Below are 13,931 nucleotides of genomic sequence, written 5' to 3' on the forward strand. Positions count from 1 at the left end.
CCAGCCGGGCGTGGGCCGGCCGGGGTGGCAGCCGGTCAGGCCTCTACGCCGCCGGGCAGCTCCACGTTCGCACCCAGCGACTTCAGCTTCGCCATGCTGTGTCTTCCCGGGGGATGACCCCCGGACCCCCAGCCGGGCGTGGGCCGGCCGGGGTGGCAGCCGGTCAGGCCTCTACGCCGCCGGGCAGCTCCACGTTCGCACCCAGCGACTTCAGCTTCGCCATGAAGTTCTCGTAGCCGCGGTTGATCAGGTCGATGCCGTGGACCCGGGACGTGCCCTGGGCCGCCAGCGCCGCGATCAGGTACGAGAAGCCGCCGCGGAGGTCGGGGATGACCAGGTCGGCGCCCTGCAGCTTCGTGGGGCCGGAGACGACCGCGGAGTGCAGGAAGTTGCGCTGGCCGAAGCGGCAGGCGGAACCGCCCAGGCACTCGCGGTAGAGCTGGATGTGCGCGCCCATCTGGTTCAGCGCGGACGTGAAGCCCAGCCGGGACTCGTACACCGTCTCGTGGACGATCGACAGGCCCGCGGCCTGCGTCAGGGCCACGACCAGCGGCTGCTGCCAGTCCGTCTGGAAGCCGGGGTGGACGTCGGTCTCCAGCGCGATGGCGTTGAGCGAGCCGCCCGGGTGCCAGAAGCGGATGCCCTCGTCGTCGACCTCGAACGCGCCGCCGACCTTGCGGTAGGTGTTGAGGAAGGTCATCATCGACCGCTGCTGCGCGCCGCGGACGTAGATGTTGCCCTCGGTGGCCAGCGCCGCGGACGCCCAGGAGGCCGCCTCCAGGCGGTCCGGGAGCGCGCGGTGGTTGTAGCCGCCGAGCGAGTCCACACCGGTGATCCGGATGGTGCGGTCGGTGTCCATGGAGATGATCGCGCCCATCTTCTGCAGTACGCAGATGAGGTCCTCGATCTCCGGCTCGACGGCCGCGTTGGACAGCTCGGTGACGCCCTCCGCCAGCACGGCGGTCAGCAGCACCTGCTCGGTCGAGCCGACCGACGGGTACGGCAGGCGGATCTTGCAGCCGCGCAGCCGCTGCGGAGCCTCCAGGTACTGGCCGTCGTCGCGCTTCTCGATCGTCGCGCCGAACTGGCGCAGCACCTCGAAGTGGAAGTCGATCGGCCGGCCGCCGATGTCGCAGCCGCCCAGGCCCGGGATGAACGCGTGGCCCAGCCGGTGCAGCAGCGGGCCGCAGAACAGGATCGGGATGCGCGAGGAGCCGGCGTGCGCGTCGATGTCGGCGACGTTGGCGCTCTCCACGTGGGAGGGGTCCAGGATCAGCTCGCCGGGCTCGTCGCCGGGGCGCACGGTGACGCCGTGCAGCTGGAGCAGGCCCCGGACGACCCGCACGTCACGGATGTCGGGGACGTTGCGCAGCCGGCTGGGTCCGCTGCCGAGCAGCGCGGCGACCATGGCCTTGGGCACGAGGTTCTTCGCGCCGCGGACACGGATCTCGCCCTCGAGCGGGGTGCCGCCGTGGACAAGCAGTACATCGTCAGGGCCGGTCATGGATCTCGCGTTCCTGGAGTTGGGCAGGGGGCAAGAAGAAAGGGTAATGCGACCGGAGGCCCTTCCTGCATGCCTGAGGGGCCTCGGGCCATGTCATGGATTGGCAACAACACTCTGCGTTTATGGAATGGTCGCTACCGGTTATCGGCCGGGGTGTCCCTTTCCACAGGACTGGGCGTCCACCCCCCGCTCGGGCCCGAAATGCGGGATCATGTGCCCATGTCCGAGGTGTCCTCGCTCACAGGACGGCTGCTTGTCGCGACACCGGCGCTCGCCGACCCGAATTTCGACCGTGCGGTGGTGCTGCTTCTCGACCACGACGAGGAGGGTTCCCTCGGCGTGATCCTCAACCGTCCCACGCCCGTGGGCGTGGCCGACATCCTGGAGTCCTGGGCCGCCCTGACCGGCGAGCCGGGCGTGGTCTTCCAGGGCGGCCCCGTCTCGCTGGACTCGGCGCTGGGCGTGGGCGTGGTGCCGGGGGAGGGGCACGAGAAGGGCGCGCCGGCCGCCGTGGGCGACGGCCCGCTCGGCTGGCGGAGGGTGCACGGCGCCATCGGGCTGGTGGACCTGGAGGCGCCGCCGGAGCTGCTCGCGGCCGCCCTGGGCTCGCTGCGGATCTTCGCCGGCTATGCCGGCTGGGGGCCCGGTCAGCTGGAGGACGAGCTCGTCGAGGGCGCCTGGTATGTGGTCGAGTCCGAGCCGGGCGACGTCTCCTCGCCCGACCCGGAGCAGCTGTGGCGGGCCGTGCTGCGGCGCCAGCGCAATGAGCTGGCCATGGTGGCCACCTACCCCGACGACCCCAGCCTCAACTGACCCGCGGCCCGGGCGCCGGCCGCCGGGCCCGGCGGGTGCCCCGACAGCACCGGCCGCCCGCCGGGCGACCGGCCTCCCCGGGGAGCGGCTGACGGCGCCGGCCCCCAGTACTCTTGGAGACCATGAGCACTCTTGAGCCCGAGCGCGGGGCAGGGACCGGCACCCTCGTAGAGCCGACGCCGCAGGTGTCGCACGGCGACGGCGACCACGAGCGCTACGCCCATTACGTCCAGAAGGACAAGATCATGGAGAGCGCGCTCTCCGGATCCCCGGTGGTCGCCCTGTGCGGCAAGGTCTGGGTCCCCGGGCGCGACCCGAAGAAGTACCCCGTCTGCCCCATGTGCAAGGAGATCTTCGAAGGCATGGGCGCCGGCGGCGACAAGGACAAGGGCGGCAAGGGCGGGGACAAGAAGTAACCCTCCCTCCACCCCCTCTTCCTCCGGAACCTTCCACGGCCCCAGGAGCGCCTCGACCGCGCCCCCGGGGCCGTTCGCTTGCCCTGAGGCCGTTCGCCCTCCTCAGCCCCTCCGCTCCCGCCTCCCTCGCCCCGGCCTTCCTCGCCCTTGCCCTCCTCGCTCTTGTCCGGCCGGGCGGGCGCCCTTAGTCTCCTCGCAGTTGTGCAGAGCGAAACGTGCGTTGCGCATGTTGCAACGCCTTGCGTGGGAGGGGAGCCCATGGCATCGCAGTCCTCTGTCCGAAAACGGGCGTCCGCCCTCGCGCTGCTCGCCGCTTTGACCGCCTGCGCGCCCTCGACCGCCGGCCGCGTCACCGGAGCCGACAAGGACACCGGCACCCTGCGGGTCTGGCTCTTCCGCGAGGTCGACAACCGGCCCAAGGCCGCTGTCGTCGACAAGACCGTCGCGGCCTTCCTCAAGGAACACCGGGGCGTACGGGCCGACGTCACCTATATCCCCGTCGAATCCCGCGCCCAGAAGATCAAGGCCGCCTTCAACGACCCCAAGAGCGCCCCCGACCTCATCGAGTACGGCAACACCGACACCGCCGGCTATGTGAAGGACGGCGGACTCGCCGACGTCACCACCGACTTCGCGGCATGGGCCGACGCCAAGGACACCGACCCCACGGCCCGGCGCTCGGTGACCGTCGACGGAAAGGTCTACGGCGCCCCGCTGTTCGTGGGCGTACGCGCCCTGTACTACCGCACCGACGTCTTCCGCGACCTCGGTCTGCAGCCGCCGCGCACCCAGGCCGAGCTCGCCGCCACCGCCCGGCGCGTCCACCGCGAGCGGCCCGAGTTGTACGGGCTGGCCGTGGGCGGCGCGTACACCTACGGCGCCCTGCCGTTCCTGTGGGCGAACGGCGGCGAACTGGCCCGCAAGAAGGGCCGCCGGTACGTCTCCGCCCTCGCGAGCGAGGAGACCAAGCGGGGCATCGCCGCCTACACCGGTCTCTTCGGCGACGACAACTGCCCGCCGAGCAAGTGCGCGCAGATGGGCGGCAACGCCACGGTCGAGGCGTTCGCGTCCGGCAAGGCCGCCATGGCCATCGGCGGCGACTTCAGCCACCGGGCAGTCGAGAACGGCAAGGTCAAGGGCGCCTACGCGGTCGTACCGCTGCCCGGCGTCAAGGAGGGCCGGATCGCCCCGGCCTTCGCCGGCGGGAACAACCTCGGCGTGCTCAAGAGCAGTTCCCACCGCACGCTCGCCGTCGACCTGATGAAGGCCCTCACCGGCAAGCGCACCCAGGCCGAACTCTTCGACGCCATGGGCTTCCTGCCCACCTACACCGACGTACGCCGGGACGCGGCACGCCGGGAACCCTTCGTCGCGCCCTTCGTGAAAACGCTCGACGCCGGCGCCGCGTTCGTCCCCGCGACCCCTGCCTGGGCGGCCATCGACGCCGGGCAGGTGCTGCCGACCATGTTCCAGGAGATCGTGAGCGGCCGCAGCGGCGTGGACGCGGCGGCGGCGAGCGCCGCCAAGAAGATGAACGCGGCGTTCCGGACATGACGGCCGCAGAGACCACCACACCGCGCACGGGCCGCCGGCCGGGCGCCTGGACACCCTGGCTCTACCTCGCCCCCGCGCTCGTCCTGCTCGGCGGGCTGCTGATCTATCCCATCTACCAGCTCGGCCTCATCTCCTTTCTCGAATACACCCAGGCCCAGGTCAGTGGCGGCGAGCCCACCTCCTTCCAGGGGCTCGGCAACTACACCCGGCTCCTCGGCGACGGCCAGTTCTGGCAGGTCCTCGCCGCCACGCTGGTCTTCGCCGCCGCCTGCGTCCTTGCCACCCTCGCCACCGGCTGCGCCCTCGCCGTACTCCTCACGCGCGTACGGGCCCTGCCGCGCCTGGCGCTGACGCTGGCCGCGCTCGGTGCCTGGGCCACGCCCGCCGTCACCGGTTCGACGGTGTGGCTCTTCCTCTTCGACCCCGACTTCGGGCCCGTCGACAAGGCCCTGACCCGGCTCGGCCTCTCCGGCTTCGACGGCTATTCCTGGACCTACGACCGCTACAGCGCCTTCGCGCTCGTCCTCCTCGAAGTGGTCTGGTGCTCCTTCCCCTTCGTGATGGTGACGGTCTACGCCGGGATCAAGGCCATCCCCGGCGAGGTCCTGGAAGCGGCGGCCCTGGACGGCGCCTCCTCGTGGCGGACATGGCGGGCCGTCATGGCGCCGATGCTCAGGCCGATCCTGGTCGTCGTCACGATCCAGTCGGTCATCTGGGACTTCAAGGTCTTCACCCAGATCTATGTGATGACCAACGGCGGCGGCATCGCCGGACAGAACCTCACCCTCAACGTCTACGCCTACCAGAAGGCGTTCGCCTCCTCGCAGTACAGCCTCGGCTCGGCGATCGGCGTCGTCATGCTGCTGATCCTGCTGGCCGTCACGCTCGTATACCTGCGGCTGCTGCGTCGCCAAGGGGAGGGAACATGACCTTCCCGCGCGTCAGGAGGCCCTGGCGGCTCGCGGCCGAGGCGGTGGCGCTGCTGACGGCGGCCGTGGTCGCCTTCCCGCTGTACTGGATGGTCCTGTCGGCCTTCAAACCGGCGGGCGAGGTGCAGTCGGACCGGCCGCGCCCCTGGACCCTCGCCCCCTCCCTGGACGCCTTCCGGCGCGTCTTCGACCAGCAGGACTTCGGGCGGTACTTCCTCAACAGCCTCTTCGTCGCGGCCGCCGTGGTCATCGTCTCCTCGCTCGCCGCCTTCCTCGCGGCCACCGCCGTCACCCGCTTCCGGTTCCGTTTCCGTACGACCCTGCTGGTGATGTTCCTCGTCGCCCAGATGGTGCCGGTCGAGGCGCTGACCATTCCGCTGTTCTTCCTGATGCGCGACCTCGGCGAGGCCGTGCCCGGCGTCGGCCTCAACACCCTCGGCTCGCTGGTGCTGCCGCACATCGCCTTCTCGCTGCCCTTCGCGATATGGATGCTGCGCGGCTTCGTCAAGGCCGTCCCCGAGGCACTGGAGGAGGCGGCGTACCTCGACGGCGCGAGCCGCGCCCGCTTCCTGTGGCAGATCCTCTTCCCGCTCGTCTTCCCCGGGCTGGTGGCGACGAGCGTCTTCTCCTTCATCTCCACCTGGAACGACTTCCTGTTCGCGAAATCCTTCATCATCAGCGCCACCGAGAACTCGACGCTGCCGATGGCGCTCCTCGTCTTCTTCAAGGACGAGGGCAACGACTGGGGAGGCATCATGGCGGCGTCGACCCTGATGACGATCCCGGTGCTGGTCTTCTTCGTGCTCGTACAACGCCGGCTGGTCTCGGGGCTCGGCGGAGCGGTCAAGGACTGAGGGACTGAGGGCATGAGCGACTTCGGCGACGACTTCGACAGCGACTTCCACGGCGACTTCCACGGCGACTTCGGTACGGACCTGGTCCCGGCGCCGCGCAGTGTCACCGGCACACTGCCCGGCGGCGGCGCGGGCCTGGTCCTGGACGAGGACACCGGGATCGACGCGCGCCCCGGCACCGAACGCGTGGCGCGCTGGCTGCGCTCCACGGTCGGCGCGGCCACCGGACTGCCGCTGCCGCCCCACCGGGACGGCGCGAGCCGCGTCCTGCTGGCCATCCGCCCCGGCCCCGGCGAGGAGCACGGCGGCCCCGAGGCATACCGCCTCGTCGTCGACGACCGTCTCGTCGTCATCGAGGGCACCGACGAGGCGGGTCTCTTCTGGGGAGCCCAGACCTTCCGTCAGCTGCTCGGCCCGGCGGCCTTCCGGCGGGCGCCGGTCACGACGAAGGGGAAGTGGGCACTGCCGGCCGTCGTCATCGAGGACGCCCCCCGCTTCCCGTGGCGCGGCGTCCTGCTCGACGTCGCCCGGCACTTCATGCCCAAGGACGGCGTGCTGCGCTACCTCGACCTGCTTGCCGCGCACAAGCTCAACGTCCTCCACCTGCACCTGACGGACGACCAGGGCTGGCGGGTGGAGATCCGCCGCTTCCCGCGGCTGACCGAGGTCGGCGCCTGGCGTGCACGCACCAAGCTGGGGCACCGGGCGTCCCCGCTGTGGGACGAGCGTCCGCACGGCGGTTACTACACGCAGGACGATATTCGCGAGATCGTCGCATACGCCGCCGAGCGGCACATCACCGTCGTACCCGAGATCGACATCCCCGGCCACTCGCAGGCCGCCATCGCCGCATACCCCGAACTGGGCAACACCGACGTCATCGACACCACCTCGCTCTCCGTCTGGGACACCTGGGGAGTCAGTACGAACGTACTCGCCCCCACTGACAACACCCTCGCCTTCTACGAGCAGGTGCTCACCGAGGTCCTCGACCTCTTCCCCTCGCCCTTCGTCCACATCGGCGGCGACGAGTGCCCCAAGGACCAGTGGAAGGCGTCACCGGCCGCCCGGGCGCGGATCGCGGCGGAGGGGCTGGCCGACGAGGACGGGCTGCAGAGCTGGTTCATCCGCCACTTCGACCGGTGGCTGGCCGAACGCGGCCGGCGGCTGGTCGGCTGGGACGAGATCCTCGAAGGCGGCCTGGCGGAGGGCGCGACCGTCTCCTCCTGGCGCGGCTACGCCGGCGGCATCGCCGCGGCACGCGCCGGACACGACGTCGTCATGTGCCCCGAGCAGCAGGTCTACCTCGACCACCGGCAGGCCGCCGGTACCGACGAGCCCGTACCCATCGGGTACGTCCGCACCCTGGAGGACGTCTACCGCTTCGAGCCCGTACCGCCCGAGCTCACCGGGGCCGAGGCCGCGCGGGTCATCGGCACCCAGGCCAACCTCTGGACCGAGGTGATGGACACCCAGCAGCGCGTCGACTACCAGGCGTTCCCGCGTCTGGCCGCCTTCGCCGAGGTCGCCTGGTCCGCGCTGTCCGCCCCCGCGGACCGCGACTGGGCGGGCTTCGAACGGCGAATGACCGCCCATTTCGCCCGCCTTGACGCCCTCGGCGTCGACTACCGGCCGCCCGGCGGCCCGCACCCCTGGCAGCGCCGCCCCGGCGTCCTCGGACGCCCGATCGAGGGCGCGCCCCCGATCGTGTGAGCCACGGCGAAGCCCCCCGCCGCCGGGGCCGCTCCCTGGCACGGTGGTTCCGCCACAGACGCCCTAAGTCATACAAGGGCCCCTGATTATCCCCCAATCATGGCAATACGCGCACAGTGGAGACAGGGCAGAAAACCGGACCATTCGCCAGGCCGGGCACGGACCGGCGGTTCGCGGACCCTCGCGACGGCGGAGTCGGAAGATGTGCCAGAGTTGCCACGTCCGGGCCGACAGCACGTACCGTACGGCGGGATCAGGCGGAAAAGTCGGGACCACCGGGGAAGGGGCAGCTGGGTTGACCACGCACGCACCGCAGGCGGCGCACACGGTGACGTTGCCGGGCTCGCTCGACGAGGCCGTGGCGGCACTCGCCGCCATGCCCGCCGCCGTGCCCGTCGCGGGTGGCACCGATCTGATGGCCGCCGTCAACTCCGGGCTGCTGCGGCCCGCCGCCCTCGTGGGCCTCGGCCGCATCAGCGAGATCCGCGGCTGGCAGTACCAGGACGGCCACGCCCTGCTCGGCGCCGGCCTCACCCACGCCCGGATGGGCCGGCCGGACTTCGCCGCCCTCATTCCGGCGCTCGCCGCCGCCGCCCGCGCCGCCGGCCCGCCCCAGATCCGCAACGCCGGCACCCTCGGCGGCAACATCGCCTCCGCCGCCCCGACCGGTGACGCGCTGCCCGTCCTCGCCGCGCTGGAGGCCACGCTCGTCATCGCCGGCCCCGGCGGCGGCCGCCGCGAGATCCCGATCGGCCATCTGCTCACCGGCTTCGACATGCTGCGCCCCGGCGAGCTCATCGGCTACGTCCGGGTGCCGCTGCTGCACGCCCCGCAGACCTTCCTCAAGGCCACCGGCCGCACGGGCCCCGGCCGCGCCGTCGCCTCCGTGGCCGTCGTCCTCGACCCGGCCCGGCGCAACGTCCGGTGCGCGGTGGGCGCGGTCGCGCCCATGCCGCTGCGCCCGCTGGACGCCGAGCGCTGGGTCGCCTCGCTCATCGACTGGGACGGCGAGCGCGCCCTCGCGCCCGAGGCCTGCGCGGCCTTCGGCGACTACGTCGCCGCCGCCTGCATTCCCGACCCCGCGCCCGCGCCCGACGGTGGCGAGCCGGGCACCCTGCCGCCCGCCGCGCTGCACCTGCGTCGTACGGTGGCGACTCTGGCCCGCCGAGCACTGGGGAGGGCACTCGCGTGAGTGACGAACAGCAGCGACACGACGGAGCCGCCGGCCCGGGCGGCTGGCAGCCGGTCCCGCGCGGCGCGGAGTACGACGAGGGCACCACGTTCCTCCAGCTGCCGCCCGAGCTCTTCGCCCAGCCGGGCGCGGCGCTGTCCGGCACCGGCGGCTGGGACCCGCTGGCCGCGACCGGTGCGGGCGGCTACACCCCGCCCGTGGGCGAGCCCTGGCAGCAGCCGCACCAGCAGTCCCATCAGCAGCCTCCTCAGCAGTCCCACCAGCCCTACCAGCAGGCGCATCCGCAGGCTCCGGTGCAGGAGCAGCGGTGGGCGGAGGAGTGGGACACCCGGGAGACCGCTTCCTACGAGCACTACGAGAGCGGCGCCTCCTACGAGGAGACCGCTCCCTACGAGGACGCCTCCGCCTACGAGCCGCCGCGCCCGGAAGCGCACGCCGAGGGCGGCGGCGCGGATCCGCAGGCGACGGCGGAGTGGGCGATGCCGTTCGCGCCCGGGACCGCCGGCCATGCGGGTGCCCCGGGCACCGGCGCGGGCGAACCGCATGGTCACGGGCAGGATCAGGGCCAGGGCCAGGGTCAGGACCACGGACACTGGACCGTTCCGGCCGCCGGCGACGATCCGGTGGACGAGTCCGGCGAATACCTCGTGCACGCCGCGACCGGCCCGCACGGCACCGACGGCCACGGCCACGGCCTGGCCTGGCCGGAGCCGGGCGGCGGTGCCCACGCGTGGGAGCAGCAGGCCGCCGCCGGGGCGCCGATGGGGGCCTCCCTGGGCGCGTCCGCGGGCGGTTCGGCGAACGGCTCCCTGGGGCACGACGCCGGCTCGACCGGTCAGTGGTCGATTCCGGTTGTGCCCGACGACACGCCGGAGGAGTCGGGGGAGTACCCCCTGGACGCCTTTGCGGGTGCGGCCACAGGTGAGGCTCCTGGGACGCCCGTAGCCATGGCCCAGACCTCTCCCTCCGCTTCCGCTTCCGCGCCGGAGCCCCGTGGCGGGGTCACTGGTACGAGCGATAATCCGACCGACGCGTGGACGCCGGAGGGTGCGCCGCAGGGCACGCCCGAGGCGGCCGAAGCGGCGCCGGAGTCCCACGACGCCGAGCCCGTACGCGAGCCCGAGCCCGCCCCCCGGCCGGAAGCCCACGCCGAGCCGGAGAACGAGCCCGAGGCCCACCCCGAACCGGTCGGGCCCGCGGCGGGCGAGCACCCGGACGCCGCCCCGGCGGAGAGCGTCCCCGAGGAGGCAGCCTCCGCCGAGGCCCCTCCCGCGCACCCCGGCGACGACCTCGGTGGCTCGGGTGACGACCTCGGCGACGATCTCGGCCCTCTCGCCGCCCCCTACACCGAGCACCCCTGCGCCTCGTACGTCCTGCGGGTCAACGGCACCGACCGGCCCGTGACCGACGCCTGGATCGGCGAGTCGCTCCTGTACGTGCTGCGCGAGCGCCTCGGCCTCGCCGGTGCCAAGGACGGCTGCTCGCAGGGCGAGTGCGGCGCCTGCTCCGTACAGGTCGACGGGCGGCTCGTCGCCTCCTGCCTCGTGCCCGCGGCGACCGCCGCCGGCTCGGAGGTGCGTACGGTCGAGGGCCTGGCCACCGACGGGCAGCCCTCCGACGTCCAGCGGGCGCTCGCCGACTGCGGGGCCGTGCAGTGCGGGTTCTGCGTGCCGGGAATGGCCATGACCATGCACGACCTCCTCGAAGGCAACCACGCCCCGACCGAGTTGGAGACCCGCCAGGCCATCTGCGGCAACCTCTGCCGCTGCTCGGGCTACCGGGGCGTGCTCGACGCCGTCCGCCAGGTCGTCGACGAGCGCGCGGAGGCGGCCGCGGCACAGGAAGAAGCTCAGCCGGACGCGGACCAGTCGGACCAGGCACGCATCCCGCACCAGGCGGGCCCGCACGGCGGTGGCAGCGGAAGGGCAGCGGAATGACGGGGACGGGCGGCATGGGCGGTATGACGGGCACGGCGGGCACGGCCGAGGGCCACGGCGCCGGCTCCATGGTCACCGTCACCTCGCCCGCCGCGCCGGACACCGCCGGAGCCCCGCCGCACGGCATCGGCGCCTCCCTTCCCCCCGCCGACGCCGCCGCCAAGACCCAGGGCATCTACCCCTACGCCGCCGACCTGTGGGCCGAGGGCCTGCTGTGGGCGGCCGTGCTGCGCTCCCCGCACCCCCACGCCCGCATCGTCTCGATCGACACCGCCGAGGCCGCCCGCATGCCGGGCGTACGGGCCGTCGTCACCCACGCCGACGTCCCCGGGGACGCCGCCCACGGCCGCCGCGTCGCCGACCGGCCCGTCTTCGCGTCCGACATCGTGCGCCACCACGGCGAGCCGATCGCCGCCGTCGCCGCCGACCACCCCGACACCGCCCGGCTCGCCGCGGCCGCCATCGCCGTCGAGTACGAGCTCCTGGAGCCGGTCACCGACCCCGAGCAGGCGTTCTCCGCCGAGCCGCTGCACCCCGACGGCAATCTGATCCGCCACATCCCGCTGCGCTTCGGCGACCCGGACGTGGTGGGCGAGGTGATCGTCGAGGGCCTGTACCGCATCGGTCGCCAGGACCCCGCCCCCATCGGCGCCGAGGCGGGCCTCGCCGTGCCGCGCCCCGACGGCGGTGTGGAGATCTACACCGCCTCGACCGACCCGCACGCCGACCGCGACCTGGCCGCCGCCTGCTTCGGCCTGGAGCCCGAGCGGGTCAAGGTCGTCGTCACGGGCGTACCCGGCGCGATGGGCGACCGCGAGGACCCGGGCACCCAGCTGCCGCTCGGCCTGCTGGCCCTGCGCACCGGCCACCCGGTCAAGCTCGCCGCGACCCGCGAGGAGTCCTTCCTCAGCCACCCGCACCGCCACCCGACGCTGCTGCGCTACCGCCACCACGCGGACGCCGAGGGCAAGCTGGTGAAGGTCGAGGCCCAGATCCTGCTGGACGCCGGCGCCTACGCCGACTCCTCCTCCGAGGCCCTGGCCGCCGCCGTCTCCTTCGCCTGCGGCCCCTATGTCGTCCCGCACGCCTTCGTCGAGGGCTGGGCCGTACGCACCAACAACCCCCCGTCCGGCCATGTGCGCGGCGAGGGCGCCATGCAGGTGTGCGCCGCGTACGAGGGCCAGATGGACAAGCTCGCCGCCCGGCTCGGCATGGACCCGGCCGAGCTGCGGCTGCGCAACGTCCTGGCGACCGGCGACCTGCTCCCCACCGGCCAGACGGTCACCTGCCCGGCCCCCGTGGCCGAACTCCTGCGTGCCGTCCGCGACTACCCCCTCCCCGCGCTCCCCATGGACGACCCGGACGAGGCGTGGCTGCTGCCCGGCGGCCCCGAGGGCGCGGGCGAGCCGGGCGCGGTGCGGCGCGGCGTCGGCTACGGCCTCGGCATGGTGCACATGCTCGGCGCGGAGGGCACGGACGAGGTGTCCACGGCCACGGTCAAGGTGACGGGCTCGGTGGCCACGGTCATCTGCGCCGCGGTCGAGACGGGCCAGGGCTTCGCCACGCTCGCCCGCCAGATCGTCCAGGAGGTCCTGGGCATCGACGAGGTCTACGTCGCGCCCGTCGACACCGACCAGCCCCCCTGCGGCCCCGGCGCGCACAGCCGCCACACCTGGGTCTCGGGCGGCGCGGTCGAACGGGCCGCCCGCATGGTCCGCACCCAGCTCCTCCAGCCCCTGGCCGCCCAGTTCGGCATGTCCACGGAGCTGCTCACCATCGCCGACGGCAAGATCACGTCGTACGACGGGGTGCTGAGCACCACGGTCCACGAGGCCCTGGACGGCAAGGAACTCTGGGCCACCGCCCAGTGCCGCCCCCACCCGACGGAACCGCTGGACGAGTCCGGCCAGGGCGACGCCTTCGTCGGCATCGCCTTCTGCGCCGTACGCGCGGTCGTCGACGTCGACGTCGAACTCGGCTCGGTGCGCGTGGTGGAGATGGCCGTCGCCCAGGACGTCGGCCGCGTCCTCAACCCGGCCCAGGCCCGCACCCGCATCGAGGCCGGCATCACCCAGGGCGTCGGCGCGGCCCTGACGGAGAACCTCCGCACCTCGGCCGGCCTGGTCCGCCGCCCGGACCTGACGGGCTACGCCCTGCCGACGTCGCTGGACACTCCCGACATCCGCATCGTGAAACTCGTCGAGGAACGCGACGTCGTCGCCCCCTTCGGCGCGAAGGCGATCAGCGCGGTCCCGGTCGTCACGTCCCCGGCGGCCGTCGCCGCGGCCGTCCGCGCGGCGACGGGCCGCCCGGTCAACCGCCTGCCGATCCGCCCCCAGGCGGCGGTGGGCGCGGGGGTCTGAGTACGGGTACTCAGGTGAGTGTCACTGCCCGGCAGTAGTGTGTAGCGTGAAGTTACATGTGATGGCCGGTGGTTGGCGGGCGGCCAAGGGGCGGGGAAGGCAGTGAAGAGGCGCACGTGACCGAGCATGCATCTCCGGGGGGAACGGCGGACAGCCCGAAGGGCGGCCTAGCCGCCGAACTGGCTTCCCTGAAGAAGTTCAAGGGCCGAGTGGACGAGCTGCTTCGGACACTGGACGAATCCGACGGCGCGCCGGGCAAGGTCGCCGACACCGCCCTGGCTCAGGCGCACCTGGGCCAGGATTTCAACGCGGCGGAGGCTCTCTTCGGTGTCTACCGCACTGTTCACACCGACCTGCTGACACTCACTCAGCTTCTTAACGACCAGATCGAGGCACTGGGCTCCGCCGTGCTGGACGCCCATGCGGGCTATGTCAACACGGATGCGGAGGAGCGGGAGAAGCTCTGGGCGATCCATGAGCGGATGCGGCGCCAGTACGACGCGAAGCTGGACCCGGACGCCGAGCCGGCGCAGCCGCATGCATCGCGGACGGGGGCCCGTACGGACCTGCACGACAGCAGCGGCAACGGCGGGAACAGCGACAACGGCGCCAATACCGGATCAGACGGCCGCAGCCACTTCTAGATGAGGGAAGGA

Annotated in this window: 11 protein-coding genes; 10 read left to right on the top strand and 1 reads right to left on the bottom strand. The window is 72.7% G+C overall.

Annotated elements, in window-relative coordinates; all coding sequences use genetic code 11:
- Positions 1 to 163 precede the first annotated feature (163 nt).
- Entirely contained in the window at positions 164 to 1,504 is a 1,341-nt protein-coding gene (gene murA / locus ACZ303_RS03790) for a UDP-N-acetylglucosamine 1-carboxyvinyltransferase (RefSeq protein WP_467334713.1), read from the bottom strand.
- 219 nt (positions 1,505 to 1,723) lie between these two features.
- Between murA and ACZ303_RS03795 the strand changes: the two genes are divergently transcribed.
- The 10 genes from ACZ303_RS03795 (at position 1,724) to ACZ303_RS03840 (ending at position 13,919) form a co-directional block, all read left to right on the top strand.
- Positions 1,724 to 2,317, top strand: coding sequence for a YqgE/AlgH family protein (locus tag ACZ303_RS03795; protein ID WP_467334715.1), 594 nt, complete (start codon positions 1,724 to 1,726; stop codon positions 2,315 to 2,317).
- 122 nt (positions 2,318 to 2,439) lie between these two features.
- Positions 2,440 to 2,733: a DUF3039 domain-containing protein gene (locus tag ACZ303_RS03800; protein ID WP_116212048.1), complete on the top strand. Its 294-nt coding sequence runs from the start codon at positions 2,440 to 2,442 to the stop codon at positions 2,731 to 2,733.
- Between the two features lie 258 nt (positions 2,734 to 2,991).
- Positions 2,992 to 4,287 (top strand): extracellular solute-binding protein, encoded by a 1,296-nt coding sequence (locus ACZ303_RS03805; RefSeq protein ID WP_467334718.1) that lies wholly within the window; start codon positions 2,992 to 2,994, stop codon positions 4,285 to 4,287.
- On the top strand, positions 4,284 to 5,216 hold the full coding sequence (locus ACZ303_RS03810; RefSeq protein ID WP_467334720.1) for a carbohydrate ABC transporter permease: 933 nt from the start codon (positions 4,284 to 4,286) through the stop codon (positions 5,214 to 5,216). Before ACZ303_RS03805 ends, ACZ303_RS03810 begins: the two co-directional genes overlap by 4 nt.
- Complete coding sequence (locus ACZ303_RS03815; RefSeq protein WP_467334721.1) at positions 5,213 to 6,070, top strand: carbohydrate ABC transporter permease; 858 nt, start codon at positions 5,213 to 5,215, stop codon at positions 6,068 to 6,070. The genes ACZ303_RS03810 and ACZ303_RS03815 overlap by 4 nt, the downstream gene beginning before the upstream one ends.
- Before the next feature lie 12 nt (positions 6,071 to 6,082).
- Positions 6,083 to 7,783, top strand: coding sequence for a beta-N-acetylhexosaminidase (locus tag ACZ303_RS03820; RefSeq protein WP_467334722.1), 1,701 nt, complete (start codon positions 6,083 to 6,085; stop codon positions 7,781 to 7,783).
- Between the two features lie 295 nt (positions 7,784 to 8,078).
- A complete protein-coding gene (locus ACZ303_RS03825) occupies positions 8,079 to 8,975 on the top strand; it encodes an FAD binding domain-containing protein (protein WP_467334724.1) in 897 nt (298 codons plus the stop codon).
- Entirely contained in the window at positions 8,972 to 10,912 is a 1,941-nt protein-coding gene (locus tag ACZ303_RS03830) for a 2Fe-2S iron-sulfur cluster-binding protein (protein WP_467334726.1), read from the top strand. Before ACZ303_RS03825 ends, ACZ303_RS03830 begins: the two co-directional genes overlap by 4 nt.
- Before the next feature lie 23 nt (positions 10,913 to 10,935).
- The gene (locus tag ACZ303_RS03835) at positions 10,936 to 13,275 is read left to right on the top strand and encodes a xanthine dehydrogenase family protein molybdopterin-binding subunit (protein ID WP_467335777.1); all 2,340 of its coding nucleotides are present in this window, start codon (positions 10,936 to 10,938) and stop codon (positions 13,273 to 13,275) included.
- 116 nt (positions 13,276 to 13,391) lie between these two features.
- Positions 13,392 to 13,919: a hypothetical protein gene (locus ACZ303_RS03840; RefSeq protein ID WP_467334728.1), complete on the top strand. Its 528-nt coding sequence runs from the start codon at positions 13,392 to 13,394 to the stop codon at positions 13,917 to 13,919.
- The last annotated feature ends 12 nt before the right edge of the window (positions 13,920 to 13,931 follow it).

It is taken from the genome of Streptomyces sp. NPDC023527 (assembly GCF_055560115.1).

Excerpts from the sequence above, each read along its gene's own strand:
- ACZ303_RS03820 (WP_467334722.1), top strand. The coding sequence starts at position 6,083 with ATGAGCGACTTCGGCGACGACTTCGACAGCGACTTCCACGGCGACTTC.
- ACZ303_RS03815 (WP_467334721.1), top strand. The coding sequence starts at position 5,213 with ATGACCTTCCCGCGCGTCAGGAGGCCCTGGCGGCTCGCGGCCGAGGCG.
- ACZ303_RS03835 (WP_467335777.1), top strand. The coding sequence starts at position 10,936 with ATGACGGGCACGGCGGGCACGGCCGAGGGCCACGGCGCCGGCTCCATG.
- ACZ303_RS03795 (WP_467334715.1), top strand. The coding sequence starts at position 1,724 with ATGTCCGAGGTGTCCTCGCTCACAGGACGGCTGCTTGTCGCGACACCG.
- murA (WP_467334713.1), bottom strand. The coding sequence starts at position 1,504 with ATGACCGGCCCTGACGATGTACTGCTTGTCCACGGCGGCACCCCGCTC.
- ACZ303_RS03805 (WP_467334718.1), top strand. The coding sequence starts at position 2,992 with ATGGCATCGCAGTCCTCTGTCCGAAAACGGGCGTCCGCCCTCGCGCTG.
- ACZ303_RS03800 (WP_116212048.1), top strand. The coding sequence starts at position 2,440 with ATGAGCACTCTTGAGCCCGAGCGCGGGGCAGGGACCGGCACCCTCGTA.
- ACZ303_RS03810 (WP_467334720.1), top strand. The coding sequence starts at position 4,284 with ATGACGGCCGCAGAGACCACCACACCGCGCACGGGCCGCCGGCCGGGC.